Raw genomic sequence first — 15,427 nt, 5'->3', positions numbered from 1 at the left:
TACTGCTTATCTAACTCACGACTTGTAGCTCATCATACATGTTCAAAAATGTATGACAGTGTTATCCCTATTCGGAATAACCCCAGCCTGATAGATCCCGACGATCTTACCAAACTTCGGCAAAGCTTCCTTTTACACACGGTCATCGGTGTCAATCTCGCGTGTGTGACTAATAAGCAATGCAGCCTCTACCCAATCGATATTTCAATCCTCTACTAGCCTATCAGTTATCCACACCATTTTCAAGTCCCTTTTCATTCCTCTATCGCGGGAGGGGCTGGAACTTCGACCGATGGCGGATCCCCACCACCAGTCGTATAGATTTGAGGTACTGTTGATTGAATTAGTCCCATAGCTACCGGAATCTTCTGTGTCACTACACTTTGCTTTGTTGCAAGTGGGACAATGATTTGGACATTTACTGTTAATAATATATTCACTTCAACAACGGCATTGTTAATACCAAATTCACTAATTTTTGTATCTATAGTCGCTTGTACTTGACCTATGACATGAAAACGAATCGGTATTTTAGGCCCTAAGTTCCCTAGTAGTGGAATATTTGCCGCTTGAGCAAGAGGGACAAAAAAGACAATTCCCTCTTCACGTTTCATTGCTTGCGAATCAAATTCTATCTCATCTGTTGGTAATAAAGCTAGATTGCCCGCTTCAGCCTGTTGAAGATGGGACTCGACAAGACCATGTGTCTCCGCTAATACTCTGTTGATGATTTCAGTGTTGAATTTCACCATCCCTTTAGAATCGTTCGGGACGTTTACAATGATATCATTGACATCAAGTACATTGGCAGTCCTGGAATTGATGGCTTTATTGATAACATGGGCCGCGATTTTTTCTGTCTGTACCTCTGCATATTGAATATAAATTGGGGCAAGCCTTGCATTAATAATGTAAATAAAAAGGGCAATTGCGATAAGAATTGCAGGAATAAGAAGGGGTAACAATTTGCGTTTTTTCTTCCTGGATTTTCTAGTAACTTGGCCGTGAAATCTCAAGACGACTCCTCCTACTATACGTTATGCAGGAAGGTAGTCGTTCATTCTTTAATTAGTGTGGTTCCGTACCAACCAAGCACATCCCTGATTAATTCAGGCATATAGTACTCTATTTCTGCATGTTTAAGCGATGGAAAGAAAAAACCGAAAGTAAACATATCCAGTGTTGCAAGTGTATATTTTTGACCTGATACAACCTCCCGATTGCCCGCAAAAAGCTGATCATTTCTATTTTTATAAAGTCTTTCATGAATCATCGCACCCATTAACGAGCCACGGAAACCAAGTCCTTTGATTTCAATTTGCGGCCACTCTTTCGTTAATGACAGCTCATAGACTTCTTTCAATTCTGATCCATCGAGTGTAATGAGACATAAATTGATTGGATGAGGTAGAAGTGAATGTAAATCCTCTTTTGTCACCCACCCCTTTTCGAGACTACCTAGAAATATTCCTGCGTTAAACATGGCACAATCCGCTTGAGAATACGCAATGAGCGCTCTACCAAAGAAAGAGGACAGCGAACTAACATCAAATAGATTTTGAGATAAGTGAGAAGGATTATAAAAAACTTGTTCCTCCATTGCCTGCTTTCCTATTTTGATTAGATCATTTACTTTTTCAATATCTTTTTCATTGCTTTCAATCGAATCTGTCCTGACAAGTTCCGCATCCATTTGTAAAAGTTCTTTAGCATCCGTGTTAAATTTCACGGTTACATGACCAACATACTCACCGTATTTACCTGTTGCAGCCAAAAGTGTATTACCAATCAATTTGCCGTCATGAAATAGATGATGCGTATGCGCGCCTAAAATGACATCGATTTCTGAACATTCTTCTGCAAGCTTTTCATCTTCATGGATTCCCATATGTGATAGACAAACAATTACATCCGTCTCAGCAGCAATGCTTTCAGCAACAAGCTTTAAATTTTGGCGAGGCGCCGTCACTTGCCAGCCGAGCTTCAAATAGAAGGCTTTATATTCTGCAGTAGCTCCTATAACACCAATTCTTGTCCCTTGCTCAGTAACGTAGATTCTATAAGGTAACAACCATTTTGGACGACTACCATCTTCTTCGTATAAATTACTTAGAATGACATCGAACTTGGCATCCTTATAAAGAGTAGATAAAGCCTCTTTCGACATGGTAATTCCTTCGTTGTTGCCGATTGTTACCGCATCATAGCCTGCTTCATTCAACAATCGGATGTTTCCTTGACCTTTCGTCCCTTCCGTAAATGGATGAGAACGATCAACGTGATCTCCGATGTCAAAATGATAACAAGCATCTCCTTCTATTAAATGCTCGCGCTTTTTGTCACAAAGAAGCCTACTAATTTGCGGCCAGCTTTCAAAATGACTGTGGATATCATTTGTATGATAGAAATGAATTGTTTCAACCTTGTGATTCATATGTCACCCCATAAGTCCGTCAATAATCGATCTGATTCCTAGTAAGAGCAGGATAATTCGCAGTGCAACAACAAGCGTTTCCGATTTCATCTTTTGATTTAACCGAGCACCTATTTTAGCCCCGATATAAGCTGCTGGAATGACTGGAATCGTATAAAGCCACGGTACATTGCCAAGAGAAATATGCGTGATTGAATTGACGAGAGCTGATAAAAACACCATGAACATAGATGTACCGACTGCGACATGCGGTGGGAATAAGAAGAGTAGAATCATCGCTGGTACGAGGATTGAACCTCCTCCGATGCCGAAAAGACCCGATGCAAATCCGACGCCAAATGTCAGCAATAATGCAAACCAAACAGGGTACCCATAAATAAAAGTCTGATCTGTATTATCCGTGAAAGTTCTTTTTTTGCCGTGATTGACAAACCAGCTGACCGGTTTCAAATATTTACGTACCAGAAGAAGCGTCGATAATAGAATAAGTAAAATACCAAAATAGAGATTGAATGATGGCAGGTCAAGTCCTTTATTCACAAATGCACCGATAAGTGTCCCGGGAACACTTCCTAAGAAAAAGATGAACCCACTTTTGAAATCAATTGTTTTTGTCTTCATATAGGAAATTGTCGACGCCAAGCCCGTAAAGATCATCATAATAACAGATAGCCCAACGACGGTTTGCGGTGTAATTCCATCGATTAAGCCAAGGTTAATGCCAACGTAAAGTGTTGCTGGCACCAGAATGATACCACCACCTAATCCGACAAGTGCCCCAACAATTCCAGATGCTAGACCGATAACGGCCAATAAAATAAATTCCATCAAAATTCTCCTTCAAAAAAGTCAAGCTGCTTCGGCGTCAGACTTTCGTAGTTGATATTGAGCATTTTTTGAAAATGTTTCGCGTTTTGTGCTGCATGTCCGCCGGAATTATTGTTAAAAATGACGAAAACCTCATTCGTTTCTTGTTTTAATTTTTGAACAGCTGATTGAATCTCCTTCAGCTCAGTGTCATTGTAGTTATACAGATATCTAACTTTACGCCATGCTTTATCATCACCCGTAGTGTTGCGCCACCCTGCTACATTACGGCCGTGCAATCTAACAAGAACCTTATCCGGACGAGTGGTATTTGCTATTAGTGGAATACTCCCCTGCCCTGCTTGCGGTTCATCGCACACCGAGTGAATTACGTTCAGTTTCTTCAAAAAAGACAGAGTTTCTAGTTGAAATTTGGGTGAATACCATGACTGATGCCTAAATTCAACGGCGATATCGAATCCATGCAATTTAGCGCAAACGAAGCGAATTTCCTCAACATTCTCTTTTGTACAGTCAAACCATGGAGGGAATTGGACAAGAATCATCGCGAGTTTGCCTGCTTCTTGAAGTGGTGTAACCGATAGCCGGAAAAGATTGTACATTTCATCCACAGATGCATACGGGAGTTCACCCCGATGATGCCCAGTCATACCCTGGTAAGCCTTGACAATGAATCGGAAGTTATCTGGCGTTTCTTTAATCCATTTGCGAATATTACGCTCCGGCTGAATGGCATAAAAAGTAGCATCCAGTTCGACGATTGGAAAGTGTGCACTATAATCAATTAATTTTTCTTTCTTCGAAGAGGAAGAGTTATATACGTCCGGATGGTCACCCCAACCGGTTAATCCGATTTGGATCATTCCTCTGCCTCCTTTCAAATGAATCGGTACTATCTATATTAACATATTTAGACAACAGATTTGATGAAGTATACCACCTAGTTAATTCTAAATAAGTAGTGCCGAATATCACGTCTGTTGATTAACCATTTATTTGCATGAAATATTGGTGAGTAGGGCTTGGGAAAATCCATTTTCACTGGATCATTTTCGGTTCGCTTTCGGTGAATTATTCATGACAGATTTACTGAGGGGGGCCTAGTGTAACTAGAAGTGACTCCGTCACTTCTAGTTACACTTTTTTCAGTAATCTTGTTGTGAATACTTGCCTGTCGCGTTCCTACAATGTTCGAGTGAAAAGTGCAGTTATGTTTGAATGAAACGAATAGTTGACTTTCTATAGTGATTGTAAGTGCCCGAAGATGCAATTTCGGGCACTCTTGCACATTGTACAATGTGCTCCTTGCTTACTTTTAGCAAAGAGTATGCATGTAATCATGTGATACCTTATAGAAAGTGACACTTCTTTACTAAAAAAAGAAAAAACTATATAGAAATTTTCAGCCGCCAAAATTGCATCTTTGGCGGCTTTTTCTCCAGATAATAAGCCCCGCTATTCTTTCGTCCCAAAAAGCTTTAGCACTTCGTGTATTCATGCATTTGGAGCGCGACGGTTGAAGGACCACCATACGATCACCGAAAAGAGTGTGTAGGGATGCGACTTTGTCGCATCCCTACACATCCAGACATCTCGGTAATCGTATAGAAGTCATTCTATCCAAAGCGTTCCAAAGTCAATTATACACGTAGCGCGTAGTAGGTAATCCTGTTATTCACTGGTTACTTTGGTTAATCAACAGGTGTGGCCAAATATATGTAAAGACGAAAAAACCGACCCTAGTGGCCGGTTTTTTCGATATGATAATTACCCGATTGAACCTTCCATCTCAAACTTGATAAGACGGTTCATTTCTACAGCATATTCCATCGGCAATTCTTTTGTGAATGGTTCGATGAAGCCCATAACGATCATTTCAGTTGCTTCAAGTTCAGGAACTCCGCGGCTCATCAAGTAGAAGAGCTGTTCTTCTGATACTTTAGAAACTTTCGCTTCATGTTCAAGTGAAATGTTATCATTCAGGATTTCGTTATATGGAATCGTGTCAGATGTCGACAAGTCATCCATAATCAGCGTGTCACACTCGATGTTCGCGCGTGCGCCATCTGCTTTACGTCCAAAGTGAACGATTCCGCGATACGTTACTTTACCACCGTGTTGTGAAATTGATTTCGACACGATTGTAGAAGACGTATTTGGTGCAAGGTGATGCATTTTCGCTCCAGCATCCTGATGCTGACCTTTTCCTGCTAGTGCGATAGAAAGTGTCATACCACGTGCGCCTTCGCCTTTAAGAATGATTGCAGGATATTTCATCGTCAATTTAGAGCCGATGTTCCCGTCAATCCATTCCATTGTTGCGTTTGCGTCACAAACTGCACGCTTCGTTACAAGATTGTAAACGTTATTTGCCCAGTTTTGGATTGTTGTATAACGGCAATACGCATCTTTTTTAACAATGATTTCAACGACAGCACTGTGAAGTGAATTCGTTGTATAAACAGGTGCAGTACATCCTTCAACGTAATGGACGCTTGCTCCTTCATCAACAATAATCATAGTACGCTCGAACTGACCCATGTTTTCCGAGTTAATACGGAAATAGGCTTGAAGTGGAGTTTCAACTTTAACGCCCGGTGGTACATAGATGAACGAACCGCCTGACCATACAGCCGAGTTCAATGCAGCGAACTTGTTATCTGAGTTTGGAATGATTGTTCCCCAATACTTTTTGAACAGTTCTTCGTCTTCCTTTAGTGCTGAATCTGTATCTTTAAACACAATTCCAAGGTCGACAAGTTCTTGTTTCATATTATGGTAAACAACTTCAGATTCGTATTGTGCAGAAACACCTGCAAGGTATTTTTGTTCAGCTTCAGGAATACCAAGTTTATCAAACGTACGCTTGATTTCTTCTGGTACTTCATCCCAAGAGCGTTCCGCCCCTTCAGAAGGTTTAACATAGTAAGTAATCTCGTCAAATTTAAGGGAGTTTAGATCTCCACCCCATTGTGGCATTGGCATTTTGTAGAACATTTCCAATGATTTCAGGCGGTAGTCAAGCATCCATTGAGGTTCGTTCTTCATACCTGAAATTTCTTCAACGATTTCCTTTGTCAAACCACGTTCCGAACGGAAAATGGAAACGTCTTTGTCAGCAAACCCATATTTGTAATCGCCGATATCCGGCATTTTTTTAGCCATTACTATTCCTCCGTCCTTTTAGTTACTGTTCGGAGTCATTTCCGACTCCCTTTTCCATCGCCTTCCATGCCAATGTTGCACATTTAATACGGGCAGGAAATTTCGATACTCCCGCAAGTGCTTCAATATCACCTAGGTCGATGGAGTCGTCAACATCTTTGCCCAGCATCATGTCAGAAAAGATAGAGGCCGCTTTTAATGCTTCATCCACTTTTTTACCTTTAACAATCTGCGTCATCATCGACGCAGATGCCATTGAAATTGAACAGCCATCGCCTTCGAATTTTGCATTTTGAACAATGCCATCATCTATTTGTAAAGTCAGATGGATCACATCGCCACATGTCGGATTATTCATATCGACAGTTATGCTACTTTCTTCGATGACGCCTTTATTTCTAGGGTTTTTATAATGGTCCATGATGACCGAACGATATAACTGATCTAATTTGTTAGTAGACATCTGCGAAATACTCCTTTGCGATACGGAGTCCGTCCACGAGGCGGTCAACGTCAGCTTCCGTATTATAAATATAGAAGCTTGCGCGTGCCGTGGATGATACATTGAGCCATTTCATAAGCGGCTGAGCACAGTGGTGACCTGCTCTGACGGCAATACCATGCATATCGAGCACGGTTGCAACGTCATGTGGATGGACATCGTTCAGATTAAAAGTAACAAGTCCGGCACGTTTCTCAGGATCGAGTGGACCGTAAATCTTAAGTCCATCGATTTCCGACATCCGTTCCATTGCATATTTAGCAAGTTCGTGTTCATGCCGTTCAATGTTATCTAGCCCGATTTCTTCAAGAAAGTCGATTGCTGCGCCTAAACCAATTGCACCTGCAATTATCGGCGTACCGCCTTCAAACTTCCAAGGAAGCTCTTTCCATGTCGATTCATACAAACCAACGAAATCAATCATTTCGCCGCCGAACTCGACCGGCTCCATTTTGTTAAGTAAATCTTTTTTACCGTACAGAACACCGATACCGGTAGGACCGCACATCTTATGTCCCGAAAAAGCGAAAAAGTCACAATCTAGTTTCTGTACATCGATTTTCAGATGCGGAGCAGCTTGCGCACCATCGACAACCATAACAGCTCCATGTGCATGTGCAATTTCTGCAATTTCTTTAACTGGATTCATCGTACCAAGTACGTTTGATACGTACATGATGGACACGATTTTGGTCCGGTCTGTAACAACTTCTCGGACTTTTTCAAGTGATAGTGTGCCGTCTTCCTCAAGGTCGACGTACTTCAACACTGCCCCTTTTTCTTTTGCCAGCTGTTGCCATGGAATAATGTTTGAATGATGCTCCATGTATGTGATGACGATTTCATCACCTTCACCGACATTCGCCCGTCCATAACTTTGTGCAACTGTATTTAAAGCCGTTGTCGTACCGCGCATGAATATGATTTCTTCAGTCGACTTCGCATTGATGAAGTTGCGCACTTTCTCGCGCGCTCCTTCATACCCTTCCGTCGCACGATTACCAAGCGTATGCACACCACGGTGGACGTTTGAATTATCAAAGCTATAATAATTGCTTATTGCTTCTATTACTTGGCGCGGCTTTTGAGAAGTCGCAGCACTATCTAGATAAACGAGCGGATGCCCGTTTATCTCTTGGTCCAATATAGGGAAATGTTTGCGGATGTCTGTACTGAGCATTAGCGCACTTTCCTTTCGATAACCTCCGTCAATTGTTTCTTAACGCCTTCAATCGGCAATTTGCTGACTACAGGCGCAAGGAAACCATGAATGACAAGGCGTTCTGCTTCATGTTGAGTAATCCCACGGCTCATCAAGTAAAATAGTTGCAGTGGATCAACACGACCAACAGATGCCGCGTGTCCTGCTGTTACATCGTCTTCGTCGATAAGAAGGATTGGATTTGCGTCTCCGCGTGCCCTTTCACTTAACATAAGGACGCGTGACTCTTGGACAGCGTTCGCTCTTGTTGCACCTTTTGCGATTCTTCCGATACCGTTAAAGATACATGTAGATTCTTCTTTAACAACACCGTGTTTCAAGATGAATCCTTCTGTATCCGTTCCCCAGTGAACGATTTCAGTTGTGAAGTTTTGGCGCTGTTTACCGCGTCCAACAACAACTGTCTTCATGTCGCAATGAGATCCGTTACCAACAAGATGCGTGATATTTTCAGAAATCGTATCACTGTCATTCATCAGTCCAAGTGCCCAATCAATTCGGCTATCGCGTCCTGTAACTCCACGACGATTCACATAAGTTGTAAATCCTTTCGCAAGTACATCAACCGCACCGTAAGTAATTTGTGCATTATCACCTGTGAATACTTCAGATACGATATTAGCTAATCCTTTTGCTTCTTCTACAGTCGATAAATAGTTCTCGACATACGTCACTGAACTATTCGCTTCTGCCACAATAAGAACGTGGTTAAAGAGTGAAGCTTGTTCATCATCATGTAAAAACAACACTTGAATTGGCTCTTCTACAACAACATTTTTCGGAACATATACGAAAACGCCGCCGTTTATAAGTGCTGCATGAAGTGCAGTCAGTTTATGCTCGTCTACCTTCACACCGTCTGTCATGAAATATTTTTTCATAAGATCACTATGTTCACGTGATGCTGTGAAAATATCTGTCATGATGACACCTTTAGCTTTCAACTCTTCAGATAAAAACAAGTAAGCTGGTGTGTTGTTGTGCTGTACATAAATACTGTTCTGTTGCTCTTTATCAACAAGTGCACGCGCTTCTTCAGAAAGCTCGTCCAAGGAAGCATACACAGTACTCTCTACCGTATGGGCAGGGAATTCCGTAAAGTTCCATTTGTCAATTTTCGTTTTATCTGGTCTTGGCATTGGAAGCTGTTCCGCTCTCACTAATGCGTCTGCGCGGAAATCCGCCATCCAATCTGCTTCATTCATCTTAGCGGAATAGGAACGGACGTCCTGTTCGGTTAATGCCAACTTTGTTTCAACCGTCATTTTGAATCGTCCTCCTTTCTTAAACTTCCTGCCCGACAGTTTCGTCTTCGATGCCAAGTTCTTCTTTAATCCAGTCATATCCTTGTTCTTCAAGTTTATGTGCTAATTCAGCTCCACCGGATTTAACAACTTTACCTTGCATCATAACGTGAACTTTGTCTGGTGTAATATAGTCAAGAAGACGTTGGTAATGAGTGATGATTAGGCAACCAAAATCTTCGCCACGCATTTCGTTGATGCCTTTTGAAACAACTTTCAATGCATCGATATCAAGACCGGAGTCAATTTCATCAAGCACTGCAAATTTAGGCTTCAACATTGTAAGCTGAAGAATTTCGTTACGTTTCTTTTCTCCACCTGAGAAACCTTCGTTTAAGTAACGTGTAGCCATGTCTTCGTCCATTTCAAGGAATTCCATTTTGCTGTCGAGTTCACGGATGAATTTCATCAATGAAATTTCGTCGCCTTCTTCACGTTTAGCATTGATTGCAGAACGAAGGAAGTCAGCGTTTGTTACGCCTGTAATTTCGCTTGGATATTGCATGCCAAGGAAGATACCCGCTCTAGCGCGCTCGTCCACTGCCATTTCAAGTACATCTTCACCATCAAGTTTGATTGTGCCAGATGTCACAACATATTTGGGATGCCCCATAATCGCTTGCGCGAGTGTAGATTTACCTGTACCATTTGGACCCATGATTGCATGGATCTCATTTGTATTAATCGTCAAATCGACGCCTTTCAATATTTCCTTGCCTTCAATTTCAACGTGAAGGTCTTTAATTTCTAAAGTAGCCATTCCAATACCTCCAATATATTAAAGATGAACGGATATCCATTCTCAATTTAGTATCATTCTAATCTTAACGTAATAAGCATTGCCTTGCAAATCATTGAGAATCGTTTCATTTGAAAGGAATGCCCTTAATTCAAGACTTGTATGCATACATTCTTCTAGACTTCGCTCATTTTCAATTATCCAGTTTTAATGAGAAACCACACAATTCAAAAAACCGGCACGTAATGTACCGGTTCAAACTCGAATTATTAGTATTGATCTGGCTCTAAATTTGTTTTAGTATCGTCACTATCCGTGAATCTGTCAACGATAATAGCGAGTGCGCCATCACCTGTGACGTTCGTTGCTGTTCCGAAGCTGTCTTGTGCCATATAAAGTGCAATCATAAGTGCAACCATCGTCTGATCAAAACCTAGCATCGAAACGAGTAGTCCAGTTGCCGCTACTACTGCACCTCCTGGGACTCCAGGAGCTGCAATCATTGCAACACCTAGCATGAAGATGAATGGAAGATAATCACTGAATTCAACTGGCATTCCATTCATAAGCATGACACCGATTGAACATGATACAAGTGTGATTGTACTTCCCGATAGGTGAATTGTCGCGAAAAGTGGAATCGTGAAATCAGTCACCTTGTCCGACGCACCTGTTTTACGTGCTTGACTTAACGTAACCGGGATAGTCGCTGCAGACGATTGTGTCCCTAGTGCAGTGAAATAGGCAGGTGCCATCGTTTTCATCAAGAAAAACGGATTGCGTTTTGAAAGAGAACCAGCAATCGTATATTGAATCGTTAGCATGATGAAATGAAGAACGATAATCATAACGAATACCAGCGCAAACACGGAAAGAACCTTCGCAACTTCACCGGTATATGTCATATTTAGAAAAATCCCGAAAATATGGAATGGTAACAGCGGAATGATAACGAATGCAATCACCTTTTCTATTAGAACATTCAATTCCTCGAATACAGAGAGCATTGCCTTACTACCAATGGATGCCATACCTATACCTAGTACGAATGCGAGAAGGAGCGCTGACATAACACCCATAATCGGTGTCATTTCAAGTTCAAAAAAGGATTCCGCGGCAGCTCGACCTGCTTTTTCTACCTTGCCGTCTCCAAGACTTCCGATAAATCCTGGCAATAATGCTGTTGCCGAAAAATATGCAATAATACCAGCTACAATTGTAGATATATATGCAAATGCTGTTGCCAGTCCAAGGAGCTTACCAGATCCCTTGCCAAGCTTAGCGATTCCGGGCGTGATGAACGCAATAATGATTAGAGGCACTATAAAGTTCAGGAAACCTCCAAAAATCATATTAAATGTTGCGGCAAGACTGACAAACCAGTCCGTAAAGGCTGCTCCGATTGTCGGTATCTTCGGTAGAAGTACACCGAGTACAATTGCTAATCCAATGGCAATAACGATACGCCATATTAGACCAATTTTGAACTTCAAAACCATATCCCCCTATGATAAATATATGTATTTAAGAGACAACAATACCATAATATTTTTGCTATTGGAACATCTATTTGTGATTAACATCTATTGGAAAAAAGAAAACTCCACCGAGTTCAAAATCTTCGGCGGAGTTTTCTTCATACTTATTTTACCGGAACGACTGTGCCATCCCATTCTTTTAAAATAAAGTCTTGAATTTCTTTTGACTTCAATACTTCAATCAAAGCTTTGATCGAATCTTTATCTTCATCACCTTTTCTTACAGCGATGATATTTACATAAGGTGAATCCGCGTCTTCGATAGCAATAGAATCTTTAATCGGATTTAAACCCGCATCGATTGCAAAGTTCGAGTTGATCAGCAATGCATCGCCTTCATCATTTGAGTAAAGCTGCGGCATTAATCCCGGCTCATAGTTTGCGTCAAATTTGATGTTTTTAGGGTTTTCAACGATATCTTTCAGTTCAGCAGCTGTTTTATCTATACTTTCGTCAAGTTTGATAAGCCCTTTTGATTCAAGCATCGCAAGCACTCGTCCGTGATCAGAAATAGAGCTACTCATTAAAATCGTCGCACCATCTGGAAGTTCATCAAGTGATTTATACTTTTTCGAATAAACGCCGATTGGCTCAATATGAATGCCGCCTGCATTTACAAAGTCATATCCCGCATCTTCAATTTGTAATTCGAGATAAGGAATATGCTGAAAGTAGTTTGCATCGAGTTCGCTGGATTCAAGATCTTTATTCGGCAACACATAGTCTTGATATGTTTCGATTTGAAGGTCATAACCTTTTTCCTTCAACAATGGTTTTGCTTGTTCTAGAATGATCGAATGCGGTGTATTGGAAGCTCCGACAACAATCTTAGTTGTTTCTTTTTCGCCTACATTATTGCTGCCGCTAGTGTTTTTTGTTCCGCAAGCTGCAAGCGCGAGTATCAGTACTGCTAATAAAACACCTGTTAGAAATTTCTTCATTTCATAATCTCCCTTTTTTCTAAGATGACAATCTAGGTGATGGGTAAAGATAGTTGTCCACTTTCATCATCAAATCACTTCACAGGAATGACGTCGCCGCCCCACTCTTCGAGAATGAAGTCTTGGATTTCTTTCGATTTCAACACGTCAACCAAAGTCTTAATTGCTTCAGTATTTTCATCGCCTTCTCTTACTGTGATGATGTTTGCATATGGCGACTCTGTCTCTTCAATCGCGATAGAATCGTCAAGTGGATTCAAACCTGCATCGATTGCATAGTTTGCGTTGATAACTACTGCATCGCCTTCATCATTTTTATACAATTGTGGTAAAAGTGATGGTTCGTAATTCGCATCAAATTCCAGATTTTTAGGGTTGTCAACAATGTCTTTCACTTCAGCTGTTACTTTATCTACTCCGTCAGCCAATTTGATTAACCCAGCTGACTCTAACAAAGAAAGGACACGGCCATGTTCAGCTACTGAGTTACTAAAAATAATAACTGCACCGTCTGGAAGTTCATCAATTGATTTATATTTCGTCGAGTAAACAGCCATCGGTTCGATATGGATAGCTCCTGCATTCGCAAACTTATAACCGTGGTCAATTACTTGTTGATCTAAATAAGGAATGTGCTGGAAGAAGTTCGCATCCAATTCGCCTGATTCAAGATCTTTATTTGGCAAAATATAGTCTTGGTATGTTTCAATGACAAGTTCGATTCCTTTTTCTTTCAATATCGGTGCTGCCTTTTCTAAAATGATTGCGTGCGGTGTGTTAGATGCACCAATGACAATTTCCGTTTCTTCAACAGTTTCTTTGTCAGCTTTGTCTTCCCCACTTGTACTTTTATCATCGCTGTCATTTTTCGCTCCGCAAGCTACCAATGCCAATACAAGTACTGCTAATACTATTCCCCCTAAAAGCTTTTTCATGATTTTTTCTCCCCTTTTTCTATGTTTTTATATAATTTACAGGCTTGGCCTGATATTACTGTACTAACTATTATCTCTTGTCGAATTTCCTCACCGCAAAATCCCCGATGAATTGAATGATGAAAACGATAATTAAAATAAGGATTGTTGCAGCAAGTGTAACGTCTTCCCGGCTACGCTGGAATCCATCTAAGTATGCAAGAGTCCCAAGTCCACCTGCTCCGATAATCCCAGCCATAGCAGTGTACCCGACGAGTGCAATCGCTGTTACAGTAATTCCTGAAATAAGTGCAGGCATCGATTCCGGTATAAGAACTTTAAAAATAATCGTTCTCGTTTTCGCTCCCATTGACTTCGAAGCTTCAATTACACCTTTATCAATTTCCTGTAATGCAATCAACACCATTCTTGCATAAAACGGAGCCGCCCCAATAATAAGTGCCGGCATCGCTGCATCCGGTCCGCGGATTGTACCAAGAAGAAATTTCGTAAACGGAATAAGTAAAATGATTAATATGATAAACGGAATGGATCTAAAAATATTGACGAATGCTCCTGATATAATATTGACCAACTTATTCGACCAAAGTTGACCGGGACTAGATAGGAAGAGTAAAATTCCAAGTCCTAACCCAATAACTAAAGTGAACAATGTAGAAACCGCAGTCATATAGAGTGTTTCCACTGTTGCTTCCCACATTTTAGTCCAGTCGACATTCGGAAAAAGGTTTTCAATCATTACCGATCACCTCCGTCTGAACATCATTTTCATTGAGGTATTGAATTGCTTCCTCAATGATTGAGGAATCTCCAAGCAGCTGAAGTATCAGTGTGCCGTATGCCCCGCCATGTGTATGGGATATGTTTCCCTGCACGATATTCACATCGACAGTGAATTTCCGAATAAGACTTGCGAGCACAGGTTGTTCTGTCCGCTCCCCTACAAATACAAGCTTGATAAGCGTGCCGGCAGGAAATTCTTCCTTAATATGCGCCATTGCCTGCTTCGCCTCCACGGGTTCCGTCACTTGAGAGACAAACCGCTTTGTGATCGGTTCCTTCGGTGATTGGAACACATCCAGGACATCTCCCAACTCAACAACTTTCCCTGCCTCCATAACTGCAACTCTGTGGCAAATTTTCCGGATAACGTGCATTTCATGTGTGATAAGCACAATTGTCAGTCCAAGTCGTTCATTAATTCCTGTTAGAAGGTCTAGTATTGAATCCGTTGTTTCTGGATCAAGGGCTGAAGTCGCTTCGTCACAAAGAAGGACTTCAGGGTCGTTTGCAAGCGCACGAGCAATCCCTACGCGCTGTTTCTGACCTCCAGACAATTCGGATGGATATGCATTTTCACGACCAGCCAAACCAACTAATTCAATCAGTTCCGCCACTTTCTTATCACGCTCGGCTTTTCGTACACCCGCGATTTCAAGAGGGAAAGCGATATTCTCCTTCACTGTTCTAGACCACAGTAAGTTAAAGTGTTGGAAAATCATACTCACTTTTTGTCGTGCTTCCCTTAGCTCTTTCCCTTTAATTGCTGATATTTCTAGACTTCCTATTTTAACGCTACCTGACGTTGGCATTTCAAGACCGTTCAGTAGTCGAATCAACGTACTTTTTCCTGCCCCACTATAGCCGATGACTCCAAAAATCTCACCGTCAGTAATTTCAAGCGATACATTTTCGACTGCTGAAATACTGCCTGGCCCTTCACCGTATCGTTTATTTATATCCGTTAAATAAATCATTTTTTTCACCTCAGAAAAATTGTTTTGTTACTAATTTTGTCTAGCTTCAGGCGCCACCCCCT

Annotated in this window: 14 protein-coding genes and 1 riboswitch; all 14 genes read right to left on the bottom strand. The window is 41.2% G+C overall.

Annotated features, from left to right (window positions below):
- Window positions 1–17 precede the first annotated feature (17 nt).
- Window positions 18–199: riboswitch (Lysine riboswitch) on the bottom strand.
- 55 nt (window positions 200–254) lie between these two features.
- The 14 genes from yunB to ACGLYD_RS01920 all read right to left on the bottom strand — a co-directional run bounded on the left by yunB (window position 255) and on the right by ACGLYD_RS01920 (window position 15,365).
- The gene (gene yunB, locus ACGLYD_RS01985; protein ID WP_067206351.1) at window positions 255–1,016 is read right to left on the bottom strand and encodes a sporulation protein YunB; all 762 of its coding nucleotides are present in this window, start codon (window positions 1,014–1,016) and stop codon (window positions 255–257) included.
- A gap of 41 nt (window positions 1,017–1,057) precedes the next feature.
- A complete protein-coding gene (locus ACGLYD_RS01980; protein WP_067206348.1) occupies window positions 1,058–2,434 on the bottom strand; it encodes a bifunctional UDP-sugar hydrolase/5'-nucleotidase in 1,377 nt (458 codons plus the stop codon).
- A gap of 3 nt (window positions 2,435–2,437) precedes the next feature.
- Window positions 2,438–3,262 (bottom strand): sulfite exporter TauE/SafE family protein, encoded by an 825-nt coding sequence (locus tag ACGLYD_RS01975; RefSeq protein WP_067206346.1) that lies wholly within the window; start codon window positions 3,260–3,262, stop codon window positions 2,438–2,440.
- Entirely contained in the window at window positions 3,262–4,125 is an 864-nt protein-coding gene (locus tag ACGLYD_RS01970) for a DUF72 domain-containing protein (RefSeq protein ID WP_187046907.1), read from the bottom strand. The genes ACGLYD_RS01975 and ACGLYD_RS01970 overlap by 1 nt, the downstream gene beginning before the upstream one ends.
- Window positions 4,126–5,029: 904 nt before the next feature.
- Window positions 5,030–6,427: a Fe-S cluster assembly protein SufB gene (gene sufB / locus ACGLYD_RS01965; RefSeq protein WP_067206342.1), complete on the bottom strand. Its 1,398-nt coding sequence runs from the start codon at window positions 6,425–6,427 to the stop codon at window positions 5,030–5,032.
- Between the two features lie 22 nt (window positions 6,428–6,449).
- Window positions 6,450–6,890, bottom strand: coding sequence for a Fe-S cluster assembly sulfur transfer protein SufU (gene sufU / locus ACGLYD_RS01960; RefSeq protein WP_067206339.1), 441 nt, complete (start codon window positions 6,888–6,890; stop codon window positions 6,450–6,452).
- Window positions 6,880–8,109, bottom strand: a complete 1,230-nt coding sequence (locus tag ACGLYD_RS01955) for a cysteine desulfurase (protein ID WP_067206336.1) — start codon at window positions 8,107–8,109, stop codon at window positions 6,880–6,882. Before ACGLYD_RS01955 ends, sufU begins: the two co-directional genes overlap by 11 nt.
- Window positions 8,109–9,416: a Fe-S cluster assembly protein SufD gene (sufD, locus tag ACGLYD_RS01950; RefSeq protein ID WP_067206333.1), complete on the bottom strand. Its 1,308-nt coding sequence runs from the start codon at window positions 9,414–9,416 to the stop codon at window positions 8,109–8,111. Before sufD ends, ACGLYD_RS01955 begins: the two co-directional genes overlap by 1 nt.
- Before the next feature lie 19 nt (window positions 9,417–9,435).
- On the bottom strand, window positions 9,436–10,215 hold the full coding sequence (sufC, locus tag ACGLYD_RS01945; RefSeq protein ID WP_067206330.1) for a Fe-S cluster assembly ATPase SufC: 780 nt from the start codon (window positions 10,213–10,215) through the stop codon (window positions 9,436–9,438).
- Between the two features lie 248 nt (window positions 10,216–10,463).
- Window positions 10,464–11,687, bottom strand: a complete 1,224-nt coding sequence (locus ACGLYD_RS01940; RefSeq protein ID WP_399631077.1) for a dicarboxylate/amino acid:cation symporter — start codon at window positions 11,685–11,687, stop codon at window positions 10,464–10,466.
- A gap of 149 nt (window positions 11,688–11,836) precedes the next feature.
- On the bottom strand, window positions 11,837–12,673 hold the full coding sequence (locus ACGLYD_RS01935; RefSeq protein ID WP_067206326.1) for a MetQ/NlpA family ABC transporter substrate-binding protein: 837 nt from the start codon (window positions 12,671–12,673) through the stop codon (window positions 11,837–11,839).
- A 74-nt stretch (window positions 12,674–12,747) separates the two neighbouring features.
- Window positions 12,748–13,608, bottom strand: a complete 861-nt coding sequence (locus ACGLYD_RS01930) for a MetQ/NlpA family ABC transporter substrate-binding protein (protein WP_340765938.1) — start codon at window positions 13,606–13,608, stop codon at window positions 12,748–12,750.
- 70 nt (window positions 13,609–13,678) lie between these two features.
- Window positions 13,679–14,347: a methionine ABC transporter permease gene (locus ACGLYD_RS01925; RefSeq protein ID WP_067206320.1), complete on the bottom strand. Its 669-nt coding sequence runs from the start codon at window positions 14,345–14,347 to the stop codon at window positions 13,679–13,681.
- Entirely contained in the window at window positions 14,340–15,365 is a 1,026-nt protein-coding gene (locus tag ACGLYD_RS01920; RefSeq protein WP_067206317.1) for a methionine ABC transporter ATP-binding protein, read from the bottom strand. Before ACGLYD_RS01920 ends, ACGLYD_RS01925 begins: the two co-directional genes overlap by 8 nt.
- Between the last annotated feature and the right edge of the window lie 62 nt (window positions 15,366–15,427).

Origin of the sequence: Sporosarcina sp. SG10008, from assembly GCF_044569405.1 — a bacterium.
GTDB classification, from domain to species: domain Bacteria; phylum Bacillota; class Bacilli; order Bacillales_A; family Planococcaceae; genus Sporosarcina; species Sporosarcina psychrophila.
This window is presented reverse-complemented; position numbering and strand designations above follow the sequence as displayed.

Bases quoted from the DNA above. Each gene is read 5' to 3' on its own strand.
- ACGLYD_RS01925 (WP_067206320.1), bottom strand. From the start codon at position 14,347: ATGATTGAAAACCTTTTTCCGAATGTCGACTGGACTAAAATGTGGGAA.
- ACGLYD_RS01970 (WP_187046907.1), bottom strand. From the start codon at position 4,125: ATGATCCAAATCGGATTAACCGGTTGGGGTGACCATCCGGACGTATAT.
- ACGLYD_RS01980 (WP_067206348.1), bottom strand. From the start codon at position 2,434: ATGAATCACAAGGTTGAAACAATTCATTTCTATCATACAAATGATATC.
- ACGLYD_RS01975 (WP_067206346.1), bottom strand. From the start codon at position 3,262: ATGGAATTTATTTTATTGGCCGTTATCGGTCTAGCATCTGGAATTGTT.
- sufU (WP_067206339.1), bottom strand. From the start codon at position 6,890: ATGTCTACTAACAAATTAGATCAGTTATATCGTTCGGTCATCATGGAC.
- sufD (WP_067206333.1), bottom strand. From the start codon at position 9,416: ATGACGGTTGAAACAAAGTTGGCATTAACCGAACAGGACGTCCGTTCC.
- sufC (WP_067206330.1), bottom strand. From the start codon at position 10,215: ATGGCTACTTTAGAAATTAAAGACCTTCACGTTGAAATTGAAGGCAAG.
- sufB (WP_067206342.1), bottom strand. From the start codon at position 6,427: ATGGCTAAAAAAATGCCGGATATCGGCGATTACAAATATGGGTTTGCT.
- ACGLYD_RS01955 (WP_067206336.1), bottom strand. From the start codon at position 8,109: ATGCTCAGTACAGACATCCGCAAACATTTCCCTATATTGGACCAAGAG.
- ACGLYD_RS01930 (WP_340765938.1), bottom strand. From the start codon at position 13,608: ATGAAAAAGCTTTTAGGGGGAATAGTATTAGCAGTACTTGTATTGGCA.
- ACGLYD_RS01935 (WP_067206326.1), bottom strand. From the start codon at position 12,673: ATGAAGAAATTTCTAACAGGTGTTTTATTAGCAGTACTGATACTCGCG.
- ACGLYD_RS01920 (WP_067206317.1), bottom strand. From the start codon at position 15,365: ATGATTTATTTAACGGATATAAATAAACGATACGGTGAAGGGCCAGGC.